The sequence below is a fragment of the Microbacterium sp. OR21 genome (assembly GCF_047306785.1).
In the GTDB taxonomy this organism is placed as follows: domain Bacteria; phylum Actinomycetota; class Actinomycetes; order Actinomycetales; family Microbacteriaceae; genus Microbacterium; species Microbacterium esteraromaticum_E.
Genome location: NZ_JAZEXJ010000003.1, coordinates 324,454 through 344,233, shown reverse-complemented (window position 1 = coordinate 344,233; position 19,780 = coordinate 324,454). Strand labels below are relative to the sequence as shown.

Annotated in this window: 18 protein-coding genes and 2 tRNA genes; 10 read left to right on the top strand and 10 right to left on the bottom strand. The window is 69.4% G+C overall.

What is annotated here, in order from left to right; all coding sequences use genetic code 11:
* The first annotated feature begins 150 nt into the window (after positions 1–150).
* Positions 151–624, top strand: coding sequence for an Lrp/AsnC family transcriptional regulator (locus V2S04_RS10235; RefSeq protein WP_340086685.1), 474 nt, complete (start codon positions 151–153; stop codon positions 622–624).
* Here V2S04_RS10235 and V2S04_RS10230 read toward each other — a convergent pair.
* Complete coding sequence (locus V2S04_RS10230) at positions 596–1,498, bottom strand: alpha/beta fold hydrolase (RefSeq protein WP_413638389.1); 903 nt, start codon at positions 1,496–1,498, stop codon at positions 596–598. The genes V2S04_RS10235 and V2S04_RS10230 overlap by 29 nt on opposite strands.
* Positions 1,499–1,564: 66 nt before the next feature.
* Here V2S04_RS10230 and V2S04_RS10225 point away from each other — a divergent pair, with 66 nt between their 5' ends.
* Complete coding sequence (locus tag V2S04_RS10225) at positions 1,565–1,828, top strand: hypothetical protein (RefSeq protein ID WP_099195640.1); 264 nt, start codon at positions 1,565–1,567, stop codon at positions 1,826–1,828.
* 4 nt (positions 1,829–1,832) lie between these two features.
* Here V2S04_RS10225 and V2S04_RS10220 read toward each other — a convergent pair.
* Positions 1,833–1,904: transfer RNA gene (locus V2S04_RS10220), tRNA-Arg, on the bottom strand.
* A gap of 48 nt (positions 1,905–1,952) precedes the next feature.
* Between V2S04_RS10220 and orn the strand changes: the two genes are divergently transcribed.
* From orn to V2S04_RS10195, 5 genes are all read left to right on the top strand, one after another.
* Complete coding sequence (gene orn, locus V2S04_RS10215) at positions 1,953–2,579, top strand: oligoribonuclease (RefSeq protein ID WP_413638388.1); 627 nt, start codon at positions 1,953–1,955, stop codon at positions 2,577–2,579.
* Positions 2,580–2,615: 36 nt separating this feature from the next.
* Positions 2,616–2,691: transfer RNA gene (locus tag V2S04_RS10210), tRNA-His, on the top strand.
* 109 nt (positions 2,692–2,800) lie between these two features.
* A complete protein-coding gene (locus tag V2S04_RS10205) occupies positions 2,801–3,145 on the top strand; it encodes a metallopeptidase family protein (protein ID WP_413638767.1) in 345 nt (114 codons plus the stop codon).
* Positions 3,142–3,438: an ATP-dependent Clp protease adapter ClpS gene (gene clpS, locus V2S04_RS10200; RefSeq protein WP_413638387.1), complete on the top strand. Its 297-nt coding sequence runs from the start codon at positions 3,142–3,144 to the stop codon at positions 3,436–3,438. Before V2S04_RS10205 ends, clpS begins: the two co-directional genes overlap by 4 nt.
* Entirely contained in the window at positions 3,435–3,923 is a 489-nt protein-coding gene (locus V2S04_RS10195; RefSeq protein WP_413638386.1) for a DUF2017 family protein, read from the top strand. The genes clpS and V2S04_RS10195 overlap by 4 nt, the downstream gene beginning before the upstream one ends.
* On the opposite strand, the gene V2S04_RS10190 is transcribed toward V2S04_RS10195, so the two are convergent.
* The 5 genes from V2S04_RS10190 to gatC are packed head-to-tail and all read right to left on the bottom strand — an operon-like array spanning position 3,913 to position 9,165.
* Positions 3,913–4,497 carry a hypothetical protein gene (locus V2S04_RS10190; RefSeq protein WP_413638385.1) on the bottom strand — a complete coding sequence of 195 codons (585 nt, stop codon included), beginning with the start codon at positions 4,495–4,497 and terminating at the stop codon, positions 3,913–3,915. The two genes, V2S04_RS10195 and V2S04_RS10190, sit on opposite strands and share 11 nt — an antisense overlap.
* Before the next feature lie 30 nt (positions 4,498–4,527).
* On the bottom strand, positions 4,528–5,787 hold the full coding sequence (gene dinB, locus V2S04_RS10185; protein ID WP_413638384.1) for a DNA polymerase IV: 1,260 nt from the start codon (positions 5,785–5,787) through the stop codon (positions 4,528–4,530).
* Between the two features lie 50 nt (positions 5,788–5,837).
* Positions 5,838–7,352, bottom strand: a complete 1,515-nt coding sequence (gatB, locus tag V2S04_RS10180; protein ID WP_413638383.1) for an Asp-tRNA(Asn)/Glu-tRNA(Gln) amidotransferase subunit GatB — start codon at positions 7,350–7,352, stop codon at positions 5,838–5,840.
* A complete protein-coding gene (gatA, locus tag V2S04_RS10175; RefSeq protein WP_413638382.1) occupies positions 7,352–8,869 on the bottom strand; it encodes an Asp-tRNA(Asn)/Glu-tRNA(Gln) amidotransferase subunit GatA in 1,518 nt (505 codons plus the stop codon). The genes gatB and gatA overlap by 1 nt, the downstream gene beginning before the upstream one ends.
* Positions 8,866–9,165 (bottom strand): Asp-tRNA(Asn)/Glu-tRNA(Gln) amidotransferase subunit GatC, encoded by a 300-nt coding sequence (gene gatC, locus V2S04_RS10170; protein WP_099195633.1) that lies wholly within the window; start codon positions 9,163–9,165, stop codon positions 8,866–8,868. Before gatC ends, gatA begins: the two co-directional genes overlap by 4 nt.
* A 48-nt stretch (positions 9,166–9,213) precedes the next feature.
* Between gatC and V2S04_RS10165 the strand changes: the two genes are divergently transcribed.
* Both V2S04_RS10165 and V2S04_RS10160 read left to right on the top strand, forming a co-directional pair.
* Positions 9,214–10,914: a long-chain-fatty-acid--CoA ligase gene (locus V2S04_RS10165; protein WP_413638381.1), complete on the top strand. Its 1,701-nt coding sequence runs from the start codon at positions 9,214–9,216 to the stop codon at positions 10,912–10,914.
* 41 nt (positions 10,915–10,955) lie between these two features.
* Positions 10,956–12,806 (top strand): DEAD/DEAH box helicase, encoded by a 1,851-nt coding sequence (locus tag V2S04_RS10160; RefSeq protein ID WP_413638380.1) that lies wholly within the window; start codon positions 10,956–10,958, stop codon positions 12,804–12,806.
* Between the two features lie 125 nt (positions 12,807–12,931).
* Here V2S04_RS10160 and ligA read toward each other — a convergent pair whose 3' ends face one another.
* From ligA to V2S04_RS10145, 3 genes are all read right to left on the bottom strand, one after another.
* The gene (gene ligA, locus V2S04_RS10155; RefSeq protein WP_413638379.1) at positions 12,932–15,250 is read right to left on the bottom strand and encodes an NAD-dependent DNA ligase LigA; all 2,319 of its coding nucleotides are present in this window, start codon (positions 15,248–15,250) and stop codon (positions 12,932–12,934) included.
* A gap of 62 nt (positions 15,251–15,312) precedes the next feature.
* Positions 15,313–16,410: a tRNA 2-thiouridine(34) synthase MnmA gene (mnmA, locus tag V2S04_RS10150; protein ID WP_413638378.1), complete on the bottom strand. Its 1,098-nt coding sequence runs from the start codon at positions 16,408–16,410 to the stop codon at positions 15,313–15,315.
* 38 nt (positions 16,411–16,448) lie between these two features.
* Positions 16,449–17,603 carry a cysteine desulfurase family protein gene (locus V2S04_RS10145; RefSeq protein ID WP_413638377.1) on the bottom strand — a complete coding sequence of 385 codons (1,155 nt, stop codon included), beginning with the start codon at positions 17,601–17,603 and terminating at the stop codon, positions 16,449–16,451.
* A 99-nt stretch (positions 17,604–17,702) separates the two neighbouring features.
* On the opposite strand from V2S04_RS10145, the gene glgX reads away from it, so the two are divergent.
* On the top strand, positions 17,703–19,772 hold the full coding sequence (glgX, locus tag V2S04_RS10140; protein WP_413638376.1) for a glycogen debranching protein GlgX: 2,070 nt from the start codon (positions 17,703–17,705) through the stop codon (positions 19,770–19,772).
* Positions 19,773–19,780 lie beyond the last annotated feature (8 nt).

Here is a 19,780-nt window from a genome sequence, read left to right as displayed (position 1 = left end):
GTTGCCTTCGTGGGGCATGCACGGCTTCCCGACTGCTGTGTCGGGCTTGTTCGAATGGTACGTCCGACTGACACCTCGCTCAAGCATGTCTGCGCTTGTTGAGCATGTTGCGTAGTTCTGCCGTCAGCCGCCCTGCTATCGTGTGGCACTATGCCCGTCCTGGATCGCACCGACCTCGAACTGCTCACCGCCCTGGCCGAGGACCCCCGCATGACGGTCGTGAAGCTCGCCGATCGACTGCACCTGTCGCGCAACACCATCCAGGCGCGTATGGCCCGCCTGGAGCAGACGGGGGTCTTCGAATCGTACGAGCGGTCGTTCTCGACCGAGGTGCTCGGGTTCCCGCTGCAGGCGTTCATCAGCATCGGAGTGCGTCAGACCGAGCTGCCCCGGATCATCAGCGAGCTCTCACGGGTGCCGGAGATCGTTCAGGCGCACGGGCTCAGCGGATCGATCGACCTGCTGGCGCGGGTGGCGTGCCGAGACGCTCGCCACCTGTTCGACACCGATGCGCGCATCCTGTCGATCGAGGGGGTCGAGCGCACCGAGACCTCGCTCGCGATGGGCGAGGTCATCCCGTTCCGTGTGGCCGGGCTCATCGGCCTCGCACGGCGGGAAGTCTGAGGAAGCGCCGAATCGCTCCCGCGGCCTCCGCGGGCGTCTCGTAGTGGATGAGATGACCCACGCCGGCGATCTCGACGAGGTCGGCCCGGGGGAACATCATCGCGAGACGTCGCTCGGCCTCGATGGGCGTGATGTCGTCGCGCTGGGCGGCGATGAGCAGGGTCGGCACGTCGATCACACCCGCGAACGCTCGCACGTCGTGCGACACGCTGGTCACGAAGGCATCGTGCAGCACATCCCGGTCGGCGAAGCGCGAGAAGTGGGTGTCGTGCTGGTCGTGGATGAAGCGCCGCAGCTTCGGATCGCGCGTCTTCGCCATCGCGATGCTCATGATGCGCACGATGAGCGGATGGCGAAGCAGGGCCGTCCCTGCCCGCTCGGGCAGACGCGCACCCAGTGAGTAGTAGAACACTGCGAGCCGGGTGAGCAGGCCCTTGGGCCCTTCGAGGGCGGGGGCGCCGATGGGGTTGATGAGGATCAGGCGGGGGGTCTCGAGTCCGCTCGCCACCGCGGCCGACGTGACGATCGAGCCGAACGAGTGCCCCAGGATGATCGCCCCCGGGGCGACAGTGCGGGCGAACTCGCACAGCCAGCCTGTGTAGAGACCGAGGTCGTGCTCACGAGCCGGGATCGGCGGCGTCTCGCCGAACCCGGGGAGATCGGGAGAGATGATCCGGATGCCGGGCAGGTACGCCACGACGGGTTCGAGGCCGTGGTGCTCGCCGCGGAATCCGTGCACCGCGATGATCGTCGGCGCGTCCTCTGCGGCTTCTCCATACGCCCAGTACGCCGTGGTGGAGCCCATGATCTGCGCCTCATGGCGTTCGACCGGGATCTCCGCGAGACGGGCGGCGTACGGCGAGGCGACGGGCATGCCGCCGAGTCTACGGGACGGAATGTCGGCGGCCGTCCATATGTTCGAATCAGGGAAGGAGACAGCATGACCTCGCTCACCGACACACACCCGGCTCTCCTGTGGGAGACGCCGACGCTGCGCACGAGGGCTGAGCACCTCGACCGCGCAGGCGATCACCTGTGGCGAGTCGTCGATGCGCGGGGCGTCATCCGCGGCCACCTGCGGGTGATCGCCGATCCGCTCGGCATCCGGTTCCGCGCGGAGCGCCTGCATCTGGCATCCGGAGCCTTCCGCCTGGTGGGCGAGTTCTGGGACGCCGATGACGCTGTGGCCGCACTGCGTGGGTGAGATGTGCCCCCTGCAGGATTCGAACCTGCGACCAACGGATTAGAAAGCCGATGCTCTTCCTCTGAGCTAAGGAGGCGTACCGGCTCCAGATTACCGTGTCGGGCCCCGTCGCTAGGATCGAACCATGGTTTCTTCGACTGAGAACGACCGGCTCGTCTGGATCGACTGCGAGATGACGGGCCTCGACCTCTCGGTCGACGAACTCGTCGAGATCGCCGTCGTGGTCACCGACTTCGACCTCAATCTTCTCGACCCGGGCTTCCAGGTCGTCATCAAGCCCAGCGATGCCGCCCTCGCGAACATGAACGACTTCGTCGCGAACATGCACCGCACCTCCGGTCTCATGGAGGAGATCCCCGCCGGCGTGAGCCTAGCCGAGGCAGAGGAGCGAACTCTGGCGTACATCAAGCGCTTCGTTCCCCTCGAACGCAAGGCGCCTCTCGCCGGCAACACGATCGGCACCGACCGCATGTTCCTCGCGAAGTACATGCCGCAGATCGACCAGTACCTGCACTATCGCAACGTCGACGTGTCGAGTGTGAAAGAGCTGTCTCGCCGCTGGTATCCGCGTGTCTTCTTCCAGGCGCCCGACAAGAACGGCGGTCATCGGGCCCTCGCCGACATCCTCGAGTCCATCCGCGAGCTGCGCTACTACCGCTCCGCGGTGTTCATCGACGCCCCCGGCCCCTCCTCGGACCAGGCGCGCGACATCGCGACCCGCACCGTGTCAGAGTTCACTCCGAACATGTAATAGACTTATCGAGTTGCCCGCTCCGGCAGGCGCATGGTGGGTATAGCTCAGCTGGTAGAGCACCGCGTTGTGGTCGCGGGGGTCGCGGGTTCAAGCCCCGTTACTCACCCCAGGGAAGGCCCCGGATCTTAGGATCCGGGGCCTTCGTGTGTCTGCGCCTATAGCATCGAAGCATGTCCTCCTCACTCGATTCCGACGCGCAGGCTCTGGCCGACGGCGGCATGGACATGACCGCCGACGCCTTCGAGGCGCTCGTCGTCGAGGAGCTCGACCGACTGCCCGACGAGATGGTCGAGGGGCTCGACAACGTCGTCTTCGTCGTCGAGGACGAACCGGAGGACGGCGGCGACCTGTTCGGCATCTACGAGGGCTTCGCACTCACCGAGCGCGGCCAGTACGGCATGGGTGAGCTGCCCGACCGCATCATCGTCTACCGGCGCGCTCATCTCGACGCCTGCGGCGACGAGCAGGAGCTGCGTGACGAGGTGCACACCACGCTCGTCCACGAGATCGCGCACTTCTACGGCATCGACGACGAACAGCTGCACGAACTGGGATGGGCATGAGCACGAGCATCCCGACATCCACTCCCCTGCTCGACGAGCAGCTCACCGTCGCGCCCCTGGTGCCGTGGCAGCTGGTGGTCTGGGACGACCCCGTGAACCTGATGAGCTATGTCGTGCGTGTCTTCCGCCGCTACTTCGGGTACCCGCCCGAGCGCGCGACCGCGCTCATGCTCGCGGTGCACAATGAGGGCCACGCCGTCGTCGCCACCGGTCCCCGCGAGACCATGGAGGTGCACGCGCAGGCGATGCACGACTTCGGACTCTGGGCCACGATCCGCAAGGCGCCGCAGTGACCGTCACGATCACGCTCGCGTGGGTCGAGGGCCGCAACCTCCTCCACCTGACCGACGAGTTCCTCTCGCTCGTCGAGGAACCCCGTCGCAGCTCCGATCCGGCCCTGGCGCGGCTGACGCCCGTCGCCTACCCGGACGACGACGCGGCCGCCGCCGAGTTCCACCGAGGCACCGCAGACGAGCTGTTCGACCGTCGGCGCGCGGATGCTGTCGCGATGCGTGACGATCTCGTCCCGTTCGACGTCGATGACGACACGCGCGACCCGCTTGCCCCACAGAGCGTCGAGGTGCACTCGGGCCACCTCGACGCCTGGCTGCGCACGCTCGCCTCGATACGACTGGTCGTCGCCGCCCGCCTGGGCATCGACCATGCCGACCATCACGAGACGGACGATCCACGCTTCCACGTGTACGACTGGCTCGGCTATCGCCTCGAGGACCTCATCCAGCGAGCCGACGACGCCGACGACGCCGCTACGGCGTGACGATGCTCAGCTGCGCGAGGCCCTGCGGGTCGTGGCGCGCGATGTGCGCATCCTCCTGAGCCGCCCACATATCCCAGTGGCTGCGGAAACCGTCGCCGTCCCGTTCGAGGGCACGACGCCGGCGCGAATCCCGCGGCCCGTCGACCCAGACGGTGACATCCGCCAGCCCCGCCGAGGCCGGTGTGAGGGCACCGCAGCCTTCGACGATCAGACCGAGGGCCGGGTCGACGGCGTGCGCCTCCGCCTCCTCTTCGCGCTCCCAGTCCCAGCGGCGCCAGATGCCGATCAGCCCGCGACCGTGCGGGCGCAGCACGCTCTCCCGCGCGATCTCGGCGCCGCGCTCGAGTCCGTCCCACCCTGGGTAGACCGAATCGAGCGCGAGCAGCTGCACGGGGGTGCGCAGGGGCCACGCGCGCGCCACGCGGGCGGCGAGACTGCTCTTGCCCGCGCCGCTTCGACCGTCGATGACGACCACGGGATTCGACGCCGCCACTGCCGTGATCGCATCGCGGATCCGTGCGGTCGCCTCGCCCAGACGCTCTCCGAAGGGGTCAGGGGTGTGGGGCGCTGGCATGGCTCCACGCTAGCCGAACCGCGGAGTCGTTCACTCGCGACCGAACGGCCGCGGGTGCGGGTCGCCCGCTCCACGACGGTCGGCCGCTCCGACATGCCGTGCGCGGGTGATCATGCCGACACCGAATCGTGCTCGCGCTTCGTCGAGTGTCCCCTCCAGCCGGCGCTGGTCCTCGTCGTCGTCCCACAGGGTCATCGCCGACGCGCCGGCCGGGCGGAGCTTCTCCGCACGCACGCCGACCAGTCGCACCGGATCACGCCGATCGATCTGGCCGAAGAGACCGACCGCGGTCTCGCCGATGCGCTGACCCACGTCGGTCGGCTCCGGCAGCGACACGCTGCGACTCAGGGTGCTGAAGTCCGCGAAGCGGATCTTGATCGCGACCACCCCGGCATGCCAGCCTGCAGAGCGCAGTCTCACTCCGACCCTGTCGGCGAGACGCAGCAGCTCCGAGCGCAGCAGATCGAGATCGTCGATATCACGGTCGAACGTCTCCTCGTGCCCGATGCTCTTCTCGACGCGCTCGGTCTCGACCGTTCGCGGATCGAGACCGCGCGCGAGATCCTGCATCCGCTGACCGAGCGCTGGACCGACTGCCCGCTCGAGCGCTTCGCTCGGCGCCTCCCGGACATCGCGGATCAGGCGGATGCCGCGACGCTGCAGAGCCTCCGCGGCCTTCGGCCCGACACCCCACATCGCGCCCACCGGCCGCGGGTCGAGGAATTCCTGGGTGCGGGAAGCCGGCACAACGAGCATCCCGTCGGGCTTGGAGGCGGTCGAGGCCATCTTGGCCACGTGCTTCGTGGCCGCGACGCCCACGCTGCACGTGATGCCCACCTCCTCGCGCACCCGCCGTCTGATGAGGGCGGCGATCTCGCCCGCACTCCCCCACAGCCTGCGCACGCCTCGCACATCGAGGAACGCCTCGTCGATGGACAGGGGCTCGACGAGCGGCGTGATGCTCTGGAAGATGTCCATCACCTGCGCCGACACCGCGCGATAGCGCGTGAAATCCGGCGGTACCACGCGCGCTGTCGGGCAGAGTCGCAGAGCCTGGCCGACCGGCATCGCACTGCGCACCCCGAAGCGACGAGCCTCGTACGACGCGCTGGAGACGACCGAGCGTCCATCGCGTCCGCCGATGATCAGCGGCAGACCCCGCAGCGAGGGGTCATGCAGCACCTCGACCGCCGCGTAGAAGGCATCCATGTCGACGTGCAGGATGCCCGTGCCGCTGTCGTCAGCGCCCGCGGGCGAGACGATGCGGCCCGACCCGTCACCTCGTCCCATGCATCCATCCTGACCGGTGCCACCGACATCGCGTCGGTGGCACCCGCTGGTCACTGCGCAGCGCGCTCGAGGATCAGCTCGCGCACTCGCGCGGCGTCGGCCTGACCCTTCATCGCCTTCATCACGGCGCCGATGACGGCACCGGCGGCCTGCACCTTGCCGTCCTTGATCTTCGCCAGAACGTCGGGCTGCGCGGCGAAGGCATCGTCGATCGCGGCGATCAGTGCGCTGTCGTCGGAGACGACCGCCAGTCCGCGCGAGTCCACGACCTCCTGCGGCGAGCCTTCACCGGCGATGACGCCCTCGAGAACCTGACGGGCCAGCTTGTCGGTCAGCGTCCCGGCATCCACCAGCGCCTGCAGAGCCGCCACGTCCGCCGGGGCGACGAGGCCGGCGGCGTCGCGCTCCTGCGCGTTCGCGATGCGGGTGATCTCGCCCGTCCACCACTTGCGTGCGGCGGCCGGCGCGGCACCCGCGGCGATCGTGGCCTCAACCTCGTCGATCAGTCCGCCGTTGCGGACGTCCTGGAACTCGAGGTCGGTGAAGCCCCACTCCGCCTTCAGCCGACGGCGACGTGCGACGGGCTGCTCGGGCAGCGCGGCGCGCAGCTCCTCCACGAGCTCACGCGACGGCTGCACCGGCAGCAGGTCCGGCTCGGGGAAGTAGCGGTAGTCGTCGGCATCCGACTTCGGGCGACCCGGGGACGTCGTGCCGGTGTCCTCGTGCCAGTGACGCGTCTCCTGGATGATCGTTCCACCGTCGGCGAGGATCGCGGCCTGGCGCTGGATCTCGTATCGCACGGCCCGCTCTACCGAGCGCATCGAGTTGACGTTCTTCGTCTCCGTGCGCGTGCCCAGCTTCTCCTGCCCGCGGGGTCGCAGCGACACGTTGGCGTCGCAGCGCAGGTTTCCTCGCTCGAGGCGTGCTTCGGAGATCCCGAGTCCGCGCACGATGTCGCGGATCGCGGCGATGTACGCCTTCGCGTACTCGGGCGCGCGGTGCTCGGCACCGAAGATCGGCTTCGTGACGATCTCCACCAGCGGCACACCCGCGCGGTTGTAGTCGACCAGCGAGTACTCGGCGCCCTGGATCCGGCCGGTGGCACCACCCATGTGGGTCAGCTTGCCTGCGTCCTCCTCCATGTGAGCGCGCTCGACGGGGATCGTCACGAGCGTGCCGTCCTCGAGCTCGACCTCGACCGATCCCTCGAAGGCGATCGGCTCGTCGTACTGCGAGATCTGATAGTTCTTGCCCAGGTCGGGATAGAAGTAGTTCTTCCGCGCGAAACGGCTCGACTCGGCGATCGAGCAGCCCAGCGCCAGGCCGAGACTGATCGACGAGCGCACGGCCGTCGCGTTAATCACGGGAAGCGAGCCGGGCAGGCCGAGGTCGACCGGTGCGATGAGGGTGTTCGGCTCGGCGCCGTGGAACTCGTCGTTCGCCGGGTTCGGCGCGTCCGAGAACATCTTCGTGCGTGTGTTCAGCTCGACGTGCACCTCGAAGCCGAGCACGGGCTCGAACATCTCGAGCGCCTTGTCGAAGTCCATGAGCTTGGCGGTTGCCATCAGCGGGTTCCTCCCAGCAGCTGCGGAGCGCGGGCGAGCAGCGGCTCACCCCACGAGTCGACGAGCGCGGCCTCGAGGGCCGCGCCGACACGGTACAGACGGGCGTCCTCGTGCGCGGGCGCGAGGAACTGGATGCCGACGGGCAGGCCGTCCTCGGCTGCGAGACCGGAGGGGATCGAGATGCCGGGCACCCCGGCGAGGTTCGCCGGAATCGTCGTCAGGTCGTTGAGGTACATCTGCAGCGGGTCATCGATCTTCTCGCCGATCCGGAACGCCGTGGTGGGCGCCGACGGCGTCGCGATGACGTCGACCTGGGCGAACGCCGCGTCGAAGTCGCGCTGGATGAGCGTGCGCACCTTCTGCGCACTGCCGTAGTACGCGTCGTAGTAGCCGGCCGACAGCGCGTACGTGCCGAGGATGATGCGTCGCTTCACCTCGGGGCCGAAACCGGCCTCGCGAGTGGCGGACATGACGTCCTCCACGGTCGGGTTGCCGTCCGGGGTGACGCGCAGACCGAAGCGCACCGAGTCGAACTTCGCGAGGTTGCTCGACGCCTCCGCGGGCAGGATCAGGTAGTACGCAGCCACGCCGTACTCGAAATGCGGAGCCGAGATCTCGACGATCTCGGCGCCCTGCGCCTGCATGAGGGCGAGCGACTCGCGGAACGACGTCGCCACGCCGTCCTGGAAGCCGGAATCCGGCAGCTCCTTGATGACGCCGACCCTGAGCCCCTCGAGCACCCGCCCGCTGGCGCCCTCGCGCGCGGCGTCGGCGAACGACGGCCACTCCTTCGCGAGAGATGTGGAGTCCTTCGGGTCGTGACCGCCGATCACGTCGTGCAGCAGACCGGCGTCGAGCACGGTGCGGGTCACCGGGCCGACCTGGTCGAGGCTGGATGCCAGGGCGATGGCCCCGTAGCGGCTGACGCCGCCGTAGGTCGGCTTGATCCCGACGGTGCCGGTGACGTGCGCGGGCTGGCGAATGGATCCGCCGGTGTCGGAGCCGAGCGCGAGAGGCGCCTCGAACGCCGCGACGGCGGCGGCGGATCCGCCGCCGGAGCCGCCGGGGATGCGCCCGAGGTCCCACGGGTTGCGGGTCGGGCCGTAGGCGGAGAACTCCGTCGACGATCCCATCGCGAACTCGTCCATGTTCGTCTTGCCCAGCGGCACCAGGCCGGCGGCCCGCGAGCGGGCGACGACCGTGGCGTCGAAGGGCGACATGTAGCCTTCGAGGATCCTCGATCCGCTCGTGGAGGGCATGTCGGTGGTGACCAGCACGTCCTTCACCGCGAGAGGGACACCGGCGATCGGGCCGAGCTGCTCCCCCGCCGAGCGCCGGGCGTCGACGTCGGCCGCCGCGGCGAGGGCGTGCTCGCTCACGTGCAGGAAGGCGTGCACGTCGCCGTCGACGGCGGCGATGCGGTCGAGGTGCGCCTGGGTCGCCTCGACGCTCGAGATCTCACCCGCGGCGATCTTCTCGCCGAGCTCGGCGGCGGTCAGTCGGATGATGTCGCTCACTGCTCTTCTCCCAGGATCGCGGTGACGCGGAAGCGGCCGTCGGCGGCATCCGGGGCGTTCTGCAGGGTCTGCTCGAGCGTGAGGGTCTGGCCGACCTCGTCGGGACGGAAGACGTTGCTCATCGCGATCGGGTGGCTGGTGGCCACGACGTCAGGCGTCGCGACCTCCGACACCTTCGCGATGTTGTCGACGATGGCGTCGAGCTGACCCGTCAGCTGCGTCACCTCGTCGTCGGACAGCTGGATGCGCGCGAGCACGCCGAGATGGCGCACAAGATCAGGGGTGATTTCAGACACCACACCAGTCTACGAGAGCGCGGGGCGCGGCCACGTAAGCTGGGACGCGTGACCGAATTCGTTCCGCCCCGCCCCTGGACCGCAAGTTACGCCGAGGGGGTGCCGGAGGATCTTCCCGAGGTCACCGGTTCCCTGATCGACATCGTCGACGCATCGGTGCGCGACTACCCGGATGCCCCCGCCCTGCAGTTCTTCGGCCGCGAGACGACCTACCGCGACATGCAGGATGCCATCGAGCGCGCCGCCGCGGGGCTGCGCGACCTCGGCCTCGGGCCGGGTGATCCCGTCGCGATCGTGCTGCCGAACTGCCCGCAGCACATCATCGCGTTCTACGCCGTGCTGCGCCTCGGCGCCGTCGTCGTCGAGCACAATCCGCTGTACACGCCGCGGGAGCTGCGCAAGCAGTTCGAGGACCACGGCGCCAAGCACGCGATCGTGTGGAGCAAGGTCGCAGCCACCGTGCAGGAATTCCCCGCCGACCTCGCCGTGACGAGCCTGATCTCGGTGGACGTCACGAAGTCGATGCCGCTGACGACCCGGCTGATGCTGAGGCTGCCGATCGCCAAGGCGCGCGCGTCGCGCGACGCGCTGACCACGAAGGTGCGCGGCGCGATCAGCTGGGACTCGCTCGTGGCATCCGCTCCGCTTCCGGCGTCGCACCCGCGACCCGCCACCGACGATCTCGCGATCATCCAGTACACCTCGGGGACGACGGGCACACCGAAGGGGGCGTCGCTCACGCACCGCAACCTGCTCGCCAATGCCGCCCAGGCCCGCGCGTGGGTGCCGTCGATCACCCGCGGCGACGGCTGCGTCGTCTACGCCGTGCTGCCCATGTTCCACGCCTACGGCCTCACGCTGTGCCTCACGTTCGCCATGTCGATGGGTGCGCGCCTCGTGCTGTTCCCGAAATTCGACCCGGACCTCGTACTCGAGGTCGCGAAGAGGCATCCGGCCACGTTCCTGCCCCTCGTGCCTCCGATCGCCGAGCGGCTGCTGGCGGCGGCCCATGAGAAGGGTGTCTCGCTGGCCGGCACCGAGGTCGCGATCTCGGGTGCGATGGCGCTGTCGCACGACCTCGTGGTGCCATTCGAGGAGGCGACCGGGGGCTACCTCGTCGAGGGCTACGGCCTGAGCGAGTGCTCCCCGGTGCTGATGGCCAATCCGGTCGCCGACAACAGGGTGGCCGGCACGGTCGGGCTGCCGCTGCCCGGCACCGAGTGCCGCGTCGTCGACCCGGAGAATCCGACCGTCGACGTGCCGGCGGGCTCTGCAGGCGAGCTGATCGTGCGCGGTCCCCAGGTGTTCTCCGGCTACTACGGCAAGCCGGAGGAGACCGAGGCGGTGTTCGTCGACGGGTGGTTCCGCACCGGCGACATCGTCACGATCGACGAGCGCGGGTTCGTGCGCATCGTCGACCGCATCAAGGAGCTGATCATCACCGGCGGCTTCAACGTGGCGCCCACCGAGGTGGAGGGCGCGCTGCGGCAGCATCCGGATGTCGTCGACGCGGCTGTGGTGGGTCTTCCCAGTGAGCGCTCCGGCGAGGAGGTCGCCGCCGCGATCGTCGTGGAGGACGGCAAGGAGGTGGATGTCGAGGCGATCCGCGCGTTCGCCCGCAGCATCCTCACCCCGTACAAAGTGCCGCGACGTCTCTTCGTGGTGGACGAGCTGCCCAAGTCGCTGATCGGCAAGGTGCTGCGCCGGCAGGTGAAGGAGCGCCTGCTGGCGCTGACCTCCGGCGGCTGAGCGGCCAGCGCACTCACATCCGCACCCACTATCGTTGACAGGTGACTGCCGACGACATCGCCCCTGCCACCGACGCGCCCGAGACCGCCGACGCGAGCGCAGCCGCTCCCGGATTCGAGCAGCTGGGCATCACCGGCTCGCTGCTCAAGGCGATCAAGGACCTCGGGTACGAGACCCCCTCGCCGATTCAGGCCGCGACGATCCCTCTGCTTCTGCAGGGGCGCGACGTGCTGGGAACGGCGCAGACCGGAACGGGCAAGACCGCCGCGTTCGCGCTGCCCGTGCTCGAGAACCTCGACCTCGGTCAGAAGACGCCGCAGGTGCTCGTGCTCGCCCCCACCCGCGAACTCGCGCTGCAGGTGTGCGAGGCGTTCGAGGCGTACTCCGCCCGGATGAAGGACGTGCGCGTGCTTCCCGTGTACGGCGGGCAGGCATACGGCGTGCAGCTGTCTGCGCTGCGGCGCGGCGTGCACATCGTCGTCGGCACGCCGGGTCGAATCATGGACCACCAGGCGAAGGGCACGCTCGATCTCTCGGAGCTGAAGTACCTCGTGCTGGATGAGGCCGACGAGATGCTGAAGATGGGCTTCGCCGAGGATGTCGAGCAGATCCTCGCACAGACCCCCGAGGACAAGCAGGTCGCGCTGTTCTCGGCGACCATGCCCGCGACGATCCGCCGCCTCGCTCAGCAGTACCTGAACGAGCCTGAAGAGGTCGCCATCAAGGGCAAGACGACCACCAACCAGAACATCACCCAGCGTTACCTCGTCGTCTCGTACGCGCAGAAGGTGGACGCCCTGACCCGCATCCTCGAGATCGAGAACTTCGACGGGATGATCGTCTTCGTCCGCACGAAGAATGAGACCGAGACTCTCGCCGAGAAGCTGCGCGCCCGGGGATACTCCGCGGCCGCGATCAACGGCGACGTCCCGCAGGTCCAGCGTGAGCGCAGCGTCAACCAGCTCAAGGACGGCAAGCTCGACATCCTCGTCGCGACCGACGTCGCAGCCCGGGGCCTCGACGTCGAGCGGATCAGCCACGTCGTCAACTTCGACATCCCCACCGACACCGAATCGTACGTGCACCGCATCGGCCGCACCGGCCGCGCCGGTCGCACCGGCGATGCGATCAGCTTCATCACGCCGCGAGAACGCTATCTGCTGAAGCACATCGAGAAGGCGACGCGTCAGGTGCCCACGCAGATGCAGCTGCCCACGACCGAGGATGTGAACTCCACCCGTCTCGCGCGTTTCGACGACGCCATCACCGCAGCCCTCGGGGAGACGCGCCGCATCGAGGCGTTCCGCGACATCATCGCCCACTACGTGCGCAACAACGATGTGCCCGAGGCGGACGTAGCCGCTGCACTGGCCGTGGTCGCCCAGGGCGAGACTCCGCTGCTGCTCGATCCTGAGAACGACGAGCTGTCCAGGGCGGTGGAGCGTGACAACCGTCCGCCGCGCGAGCGTCAGGACCGCTCGTCGGATCGCGGCGACCGCGGACCCCGCGAACGCCGCGGACGCGGCGACTACGCGCCCTACCGGATCGAGGTCGGCCGTCGACACAGGGTCGAGCCGCGGCAGATCGTCGGCGCGCTCGCGAACGAGGGAGGCCTGGGACGCGACGACTTCGGCGCGATCTCGATCAAGCCCGACTTCTCGATCGTCGAGCTTCCGGTGAACATGGATCAGGCGGTGCTCGAGCGGCTGCGCGACACCCGCATCTCCGGCAAGCTGATCGAGATCCGCCCCGACCGGGGCGTGCCGAACCGTCGCTCACCGCGTGACCGCGACGATCGCGGCGGATTCGACCGCGGCGGCCGAGGCGACCGTGCCGGCCGCGGATACTCGCGGGACGATCGCCCCGCGCGCAAGCCGCGACACAGGAGCTGAGGCGGCGTCGCGCTCATCCCCGCGTGCATCAGCCGCGGGGATGAGCGCGTCACGCGGACGTGTCCAGCCCGGGCATCCGCGCCAAGCGCCCATCTCCGCGCGAAGCGCCCGCGCGAAGCGGCCGGTCACGCGTCCAGCGCGTCGGGTCCCTGCGTGACGAGGACGTGGAACTGCGCGGCGTCGAGGATGCGCACACCGAGCGCCTCGGCCTTCGCGAGCTTCGATCCCGCACCCGGCCCGGCCGCCACGAAGTCGGTCTTCTTCGACACCGATGATCCGGCCTTCCCTCCGGCCTTCATGATCGCCTCCTCGGCACCCTCGCGGGAGTAGCCCTCGAGGCTTCCCGTGGCGACCACCGTGAGTCCGTCGAGCACGCCGCCCTCGGCGACGGCGGCCCCGGGGCCGGGATGCCCGGGGGTGGACCACTGCACACCGGCATCCGCCCACTGCCGGACGATGTCCTGATGCCAGTCGACCTCGAACCAGCTCAGCAGCGAGTCGGCGATGATCCCGCCCACTCCCTCGACAGCGGCCAGCTCGTCGCGACTCGCGGCGCGGATCGCGTCCAGCGACCCGAACCACTGCGCGAGCGCGCGCGCCGCGACCGGCCCCACGTGCCGGATGTTCAGCGAGACGAGCAGGCGCCACAGCTCCTTCGTCTTCGCCTTCTCGAGCTCGGCGAGCAGCTTGACCGCCTGCGATGACGGCTGCGGTCCGTCGAGCCCCTGCTTCTTCTCGGCAGCGGTCGGGTTGCGGCGGAACGGTGCGCGGGTCTTGACGATGCCGTCGTCGTCCTCTTTCGCCAGCCCCGTCTCGGAGTCGCGGACGACGACCTCGATCGGCACGATCTGCTCGAGGGTCAGATCGAACAGCCCTGCCTCGGTCTCCAGCGGCGCGACGGACGGGCGACTCGGCTGGGTGAGCGCCGCGGCGGTGACCTCGCCGAGCGCCTCGACGTCGAGCGCGCCACGGGATCCGATGTGCTCGACGCGCCCACGCACCTGCGCGGGGCACGAGCGCGCGTTCGGGCAGCGCAGGTCGATGTCGCCCTCCTTCATCGGGCGCAGCGGCGTGCCGCACTCGGGGCAGAGCCCGGGCATGACGAACTCGCGCTCGGTGCCGTCGCGCTTCTCGGCCACCGGGCCCAGCACCTCGGGGATCACGTCTCCGGCCTTGCGCAGCACGACGGTGTCGCCGATCAGCACGCCCTTCGCCTTCACGACGTCCTTGTTGTGCAGCGTCGCCTGGCGCACGACGGAGCCGGCGACGTGGGCGGGCTCCATGACGGCGAACGGCGTCGCACGTCCGGTGCGACCGACCGACACGACGATGTCGAGCAGGCGGGTCTGCACCTCCTCCGGCGGGTACTTGTAGGCGATGGCCCACCGCGGCGCGCGGCTGGTCGCGCCGAGCTCGTCGTGCAGTGCGAGCTCGTCGACCTTCACGACGATGCCGTCGAGTTCGTGCTCGATGTCGTGGCGGTGCTCGCCGAAATGCGCGACGAACTCCTCGACCTCGTCGATGCTGCGGCACACCTTCGTGTGCGGGCTCGTCGGCAGGCCCCACAAGGCGAGCAGCTCGTACACCTCACTCTGGGCTGCGACCGGGGGGTTGCTCCAGGCGCCGATGCCGTGCACGTAGAGCGACAGCGACTCGATGCGCAGCAGCCCTGCTTCGAGCTCGAGACCGCTCTTCTTGTCGATCTGCTGTCGGAGTCCGCCGCTGGCGGCGTTGCGCGGATTGGCGAATGCGGGGAACCGCCGAGCCGCAGCGGTGCGCGCCTTCTCGTCGTCGAAGGGCTTCTTCGCCCCCGTGCGCGCCTCCCACCGCTCGCGCGCCACGGCGAAGACGCGGTCGCGGAACGCCGCCTGGGCGGCGTTGAGCCGCTCGAAGGCCGCCACGGGGATGAACACCTCGCCGCGCACCTCGACGATCTCCGGATGCCCCTCCCCGACGAGCCGCTCGGGGATGTCGGCGAGGCGCAGCGCGTTCTCGGTGACGATCTCGCCGACCCGGCCGTCGCCGCGGGTCGCCGCCGAGGTGAGCACCCCGTTCTCGTATCTCAGGTTGATCGCCAGTCCGTCGATCTTCAGCTCGGTGAGCCAGGCGACCTCGCGCCCGGCGGATGCCCGGGTCTTCGCCGCCCACTCGCGCAGCTCGTCGAGCGAGAACACGTTGTCGAGGCTCAGCATCCGCTCGGCATGCTCGATCGTGTCCAGCCCGGTCGCTCCGGCGGCGCCGACCATCTGCGTGGGCGAATCCTGCCCCTGCAGTTCGGGGTGCAGGCGTTCGAGCTCTTCCAGCCGGTGCATCCAGGCGTCGTACGTGGCGTCGTCGACGAGCGACGTGTCGCGCCCGTAGTACGCGTCCTTCGCCTCAAGGATGCGGGTCGTCAGCTCTTCGGCTTCGGCGCGGGCGTCGGTCAGCGAGATGTTCTCAGGCACCACGCAAGTCTATGAGCGGCCGCCGACAACCCGGAGGCCTTGACCTGAGCGATCCGATCGGTTCACGCGCCGATCGGGACCGCCGAGACCGTGGTGTCGATCGTGAACTGACCGAGCACCCGCGTGCCGACGTAGATGACCGCGCTCTGCCCGGGCGCGACGCCGTCGAGCGGGAAATCGGGCACCACCCGCACACCCGCGTCGGTGACCTGCGCCCGCGCCGGCACAGGATCGGCGTGGGCGCGGATCTGCACCTCGCAGGCGAACTCCGACGCCGCGGGCGCGGCACCCGCCCACGAGAAGCGCTCCCCCGCGATCTCCGCGATCGCCAGGGCCTCCTTCGGGCCGACGACGACGGTGTTCGAGACGGGCCGCACCTCCAGGACGAAGCGCGGCTTGCCGTCCGGGGCCGGAACCCCCAGGCGCAGACCGCGCCGCTGGCCCACCGTGAATGCATGGGCGCCCTCATGGGTGCCGACGACGTCGCCGTCGCGGTCGACGATGTCCCCGGTCGCGGTGCCGACCTTCTCCGCGAGCCACGCGCGGGTGTCGCCGTCGGGGATGAAGCAGATGTCGTGGCTGTCCGGCTTCTGCGCGACGGTGATGCCGCGCTCCGCGGCCTCCGCGCGCACCAGCGCCTTGGAGGGCGTCTCCCCGAGCGGGAAGTACGTGTGCGCCAGCTGCTCGGCGTTCAGCACCCCGAGCACGTAGGACTGGTCCTTGGCCGAGTCGGATGCACGATGCAGCTCGAGGCCCTCGGAGCCGTCGACGAGCGTCGCGTAGTGGCCGGTGCACACCGCATCGAACCCGAGCTCGATCGCACGCTCGAGAAGAGCGGCGAACTTGATCTTCTCATTGCAGCGCAGGCACGGGTTGGGCGTCCGCCCCGCCTTGTACTCCGAGATGAAGTCATCGATCACATCGTCGCGGAAGCGCTCCGAGAAGTCCCACACGTAGAACGGGATGCCGAGCAGATCGGCCACGCGCCTGGCATCCAGTGCGTCTTCGACGGTGCAGCATCCGCGACTGCCGGTGCGCAGCGTCCCGCCCGCACGCGAGAGCGCGAGATGGACACCGACGACGTCGTGCCCGGCATCGACGGCTCGCGCCGCGGCCACCGCTGAATCGACACCACCGCTCATCGCCGCCAGAACTCGCATGGACTCCAGTCTACGAGCGGGTGGCTGGGCGTGGCGTGTCAGCGGGAGGCACGTGCGACGGCATCCGGCACAGCTGCGATCACCGCGTCGACATCCGCCTGAGTCGACGAGGCGCCGAGGGTGAACCGCAGCACGCTGCGGGCATCCCGCTCGCTTCGACCCATCGCGATCACCACGTGAGAGGGCTCGGCGACCCCGGCCTGACAGGCCGACCCTGTCGACGCCGAGATGCCCGCCATATCGAGCAGGAAGAGCAGGCTCTCCCCCACCGCCCCGGGAAACAGCAGGTGCGCGTTGCCGGGCAGACGGTCCTGCGCGTCGCCGAGCAGGCTGGCGGAGGGGACCGCGTCGAGGATGCCGGCGACGAGTCCGTCGCGCAGAGCGGCGAGCCGGATGCTCTCGCTCGCACGCTGCTCCTCGGCCTCCTCCAGCGCGGCGGCCAGGGCGGCAGCGCCAGGCACGTCCTGGGTGCCGGCGCGCAGACCGCGCTGCTGCATCCCGCCGTGCAGCAGCGGCGCGATCCGGGCGCCGCGCGCCGCGATCAGCACACCCGTGCCGACCGGCGCGCCGATCTTATGACCGGCGATGCTCATCGCGACGAGACCCGCCTCCGGCGGCGCCTCCCCCCTCAGCGCCCGGAACACCAGGGGCAGCTGCCCGCACGCGGCCACCGCGTCGAGGTGAAGCGGAACCGACGCCACCGCAGCCGCCGAGCTGATGGCGGCCGCGTCGTTGATCGTCCCGACTTCGTTGTTCGCCACGAGGGCGGTCGCGAGGGCGGCTCCGTCGAGTGCGTCGGCGAACGCGGAGACGTCGATCCGCCCCTGCGCGTCCACCCGAACCGACCGCACACGGGCGCCGTCGCGTTCGAGGGCCGCGACGGTGTCGATGGTGGCGTGGTGCTCGGCATCCGGCAGCACGATCGATCCGGCATCCGCGCGGCGCATCGCCCACAGTCCGCGCAGCGCCGTGTTGATCGATTCGGTTCCCCCCGAGGTGAACACGACCTCGATCGGCTCGCACCCGAGAACAGCCGCCACCCGCTCGCGGGACTCCTCGAGCAGCCGGCGGGCATCCTGACCCGCACCGTGCGTCGAGGAGGCGTTGCCGACGATCGCCGATGCGGCGATCCACGCGTCGCGGGCGACGGCGCGCAACGGCGTCGTGGCCGCGTGATCGAGGTAGTGCCGCATCCCTCCATCCTCCCACCGCCGGTCACGACGGGACTGGAGATCAGCACAGGTGGAACTCGGATTCATCACGGAAGGGGCGGCGCGTTTAGGCTGTTGCTCATGCCCGCTCTGCCCCGGCCGCCGCTCGGCGGCGACACCCTCGACGACCTCGGCGTGCGTCTGCACGACGGCGTCGGAACACTGCGCGTGTGGTCTCAGAACGCGTCGTCGATCGAGCTCGTGATCTTCGACGAGCACGACCTCGACTGGGAGATCGAGACCCTCTCGCTCGAGCGCAGGGCAGGTGGGATCTGGCAGGTCACCACTGCTCTGCTGCAGCCCGGCGCCCGCTACGCGCTTCGGGTGGACGGACCGCACGGGCCGGGCAACGTCTTCAACCCCGAGCGGCTGCTGCTCGACCCCTATTCCCGAGGGCTGGCGCAGGGACACGGGTACGAGGAATGGCGGTCGGTCGTCATCGCCGACGGCTTCGACTGGGGCGACGTGCGAAAGCCTCGCGTGCCGATGGACGAGACGGTCATCTACGAGGGGCACATCAAGGGGCTCACCAAGCGGCACCCCGGAGTGCCCGCGGCGCTGCACGGAACCTATGCCGGACTCGCCCACCCGGCGATGACGGAGTATCTCACCCGGCTCGGCGTGACGACCGTCGAGCTGCTGCCCGTGCACGCGTTCGTTCCCGAACCGCGGCTGCTCGAGCGCGGGCTGACCAATTACTGGGGCTACAACACCCTCGGCTTCTTCACCCCGCACACCGCGTACGCCACCGAAGCGGCGCGCCGCGCGGGACCCGAGGCTGTGCTCGCGGAGTTCAAGGGCATGGTCAAGCTGCTGCATCAGGCCGGGCTCGAGGTCATCCTCGACGTCGTGTACAACCACACGAGCGAAGAGGGCATCGGCGGTCCCCGCTCGAGCTTCCGCGGCATCGACAACGCGCTCTACTACCGCCAGCTCGAAGACGGCGCCTACGTCGACACGACCGGGTGCGGCAACACGCTGAACACCTCGGCCGACGCTCCCGCGCGCCTCGTGCTCGACTCGCTGCGCTACTGGGCGACCGAGATGCAGGTCGACGGCTTCCGCTTCGACCTCGCCACGGCGCTCGGCCGCAACGCGAATCACGAATACGACATCGAGCACCCGCTGCTGCGGGCCATCGGCGAGGACCCGCTCCTGCAGGATGCGAAGATCATCGCCGAGCCGTGGGACGTGGGGCTCGGTGGCTGGCAGACGGGGAACTTCCCGGCCGGCTGGAGCGAGTGGAACGACCGCTTCCGAGACCGCGCCCGCAACTTCTGGCTCAGCGACATCGATTACGCCCGCCGCGCGTCGGCACCGGTGGGCGTCGGCGGCTTCGCCAACCGGCTGGCAGGGTCGGCCAACACCTACTCCGAGGAGCGCGGCCCGCTGGCCAGCGTGAACTTCGTCACCGCGCACGACGGGTTCACCCTGCACGACCTGGTGACGTACGACGTCAAGCACAACGAGGCCAACGGCGAGCAGAATCGCGACGGCGCCGATGTGAACCGATCGTTCAACCACGGCGTCGAAGGCGAGACCGACAACCCGGCGATCCTCGCGGCGAGGCGCAAAGCGATGCGCAACCTGATGGGCACCCTGCTGCTCTCGGCCGGAATCCCGATGATCACCGCGGGCGACGAGTTCGGACGCACGCAGAAGGGCAACAACAACGCCTACTGCCACGACTCGGCGCTGACCTGGCTGAACTGGACGCACGAGCAGTGGCAGAAGGATCTGCTCGCGCATGTGACCGCGCTCACGCGCCTGCGCGCCGAGAACCGTGCGTTGCGACCGGCGAGATACGCGGTGCTCGGCGAGCACGTTCCCGAGGCGTCGGAGATGGAGTGGTTCGACCAGAACGGCGAGACCATGGAGGCGGAGCAGTGGAACGACCCGCGTCACCGCACGCTGCAGTACGTCGCGACGAGCGACACGCGCGACGGCGACAGCAACCGCATCCTGCTGATCGTGCACGGCACCGAGACGCCGATCGACGTTCGTCTGCCCGACGTCCTCGAGGGCGCGACCGCCTTCACCGCGCTGTGGTCGAGCGCCGACGAGACCCCCACCGAAGAGCAGCGACGGTACCTGCCGGGAGACGTGCTGCCAGTCGCCGGAACGTCGATGCAGCTCTTCCGAGTGGAGTGACGCCCACC

What these genes read in the sequence shown, in the direction of transcription:
- V2S04_RS10205 (WP_413638767.1), top strand. Translation starts at nt 2,801, where the DNA reads ATGGACATGACCGCCGACGCCTTCGAGGCGCTCGTCGTCGAGGAGCTC.
- V2S04_RS10145 (WP_413638377.1), bottom strand. Translation starts at nt 17,603, where the DNA reads ATGCGGCACTACCTCGATCACGCGGCCACGACGCCGTTGCGCGCCGTC.
- V2S04_RS10190 (WP_413638385.1), bottom strand. Translation starts at nt 4,497, where the DNA reads ATGCCAGCGCCCCACACCCCTGACCCCTTCGGAGAGCGTCTGGGCGAG.
- glgX (WP_413638376.1), top strand. Translation starts at nt 17,703, where the DNA reads ATGCCCGCTCTGCCCCGGCCGCCGCTCGGCGGCGACACCCTCGACGAC.
- gatB (WP_413638383.1), bottom strand. Translation starts at nt 7,352, where the DNA reads ATGGCAACCGCCAAGCTCATGGACTTCGACAAGGCGCTCGAGATGTTC.
- orn (WP_413638388.1), top strand. Translation starts at nt 1,953, where the DNA reads ATGGTTTCTTCGACTGAGAACGACCGGCTCGTCTGGATCGACTGCGAG.
- V2S04_RS10230 (WP_413638389.1), bottom strand. Translation starts at nt 1,498, where the DNA reads ATGCCCGTCGCCTCGCCGTACGCCGCCCGTCTCGCGGAGATCCCGGTC.
- dinB (WP_413638384.1), bottom strand. Translation starts at nt 5,787, where the DNA reads ATGGGACGAGGTGACGGGTCGGGCCGCATCGTCTCGCCCGCGGGCGCT.
- clpS (WP_413638387.1), top strand. Translation starts at nt 3,142, where the DNA reads ATGAGCACGAGCATCCCGACATCCACTCCCCTGCTCGACGAGCAGCTC.
- mnmA (WP_413638378.1), bottom strand. Translation starts at nt 16,410, where the DNA reads ATGCGAGTTCTGGCGGCGATGAGCGGTGGTGTCGATTCAGCGGTGGCC.
- V2S04_RS10235 (WP_340086685.1), top strand. Translation starts at nt 151, where the DNA reads ATGCCCGTCCTGGATCGCACCGACCTCGAACTGCTCACCGCCCTGGCC.
- V2S04_RS10225 (WP_099195640.1), top strand. Translation starts at nt 1,565, where the DNA reads ATGACCTCGCTCACCGACACACACCCGGCTCTCCTGTGGGAGACGCCG.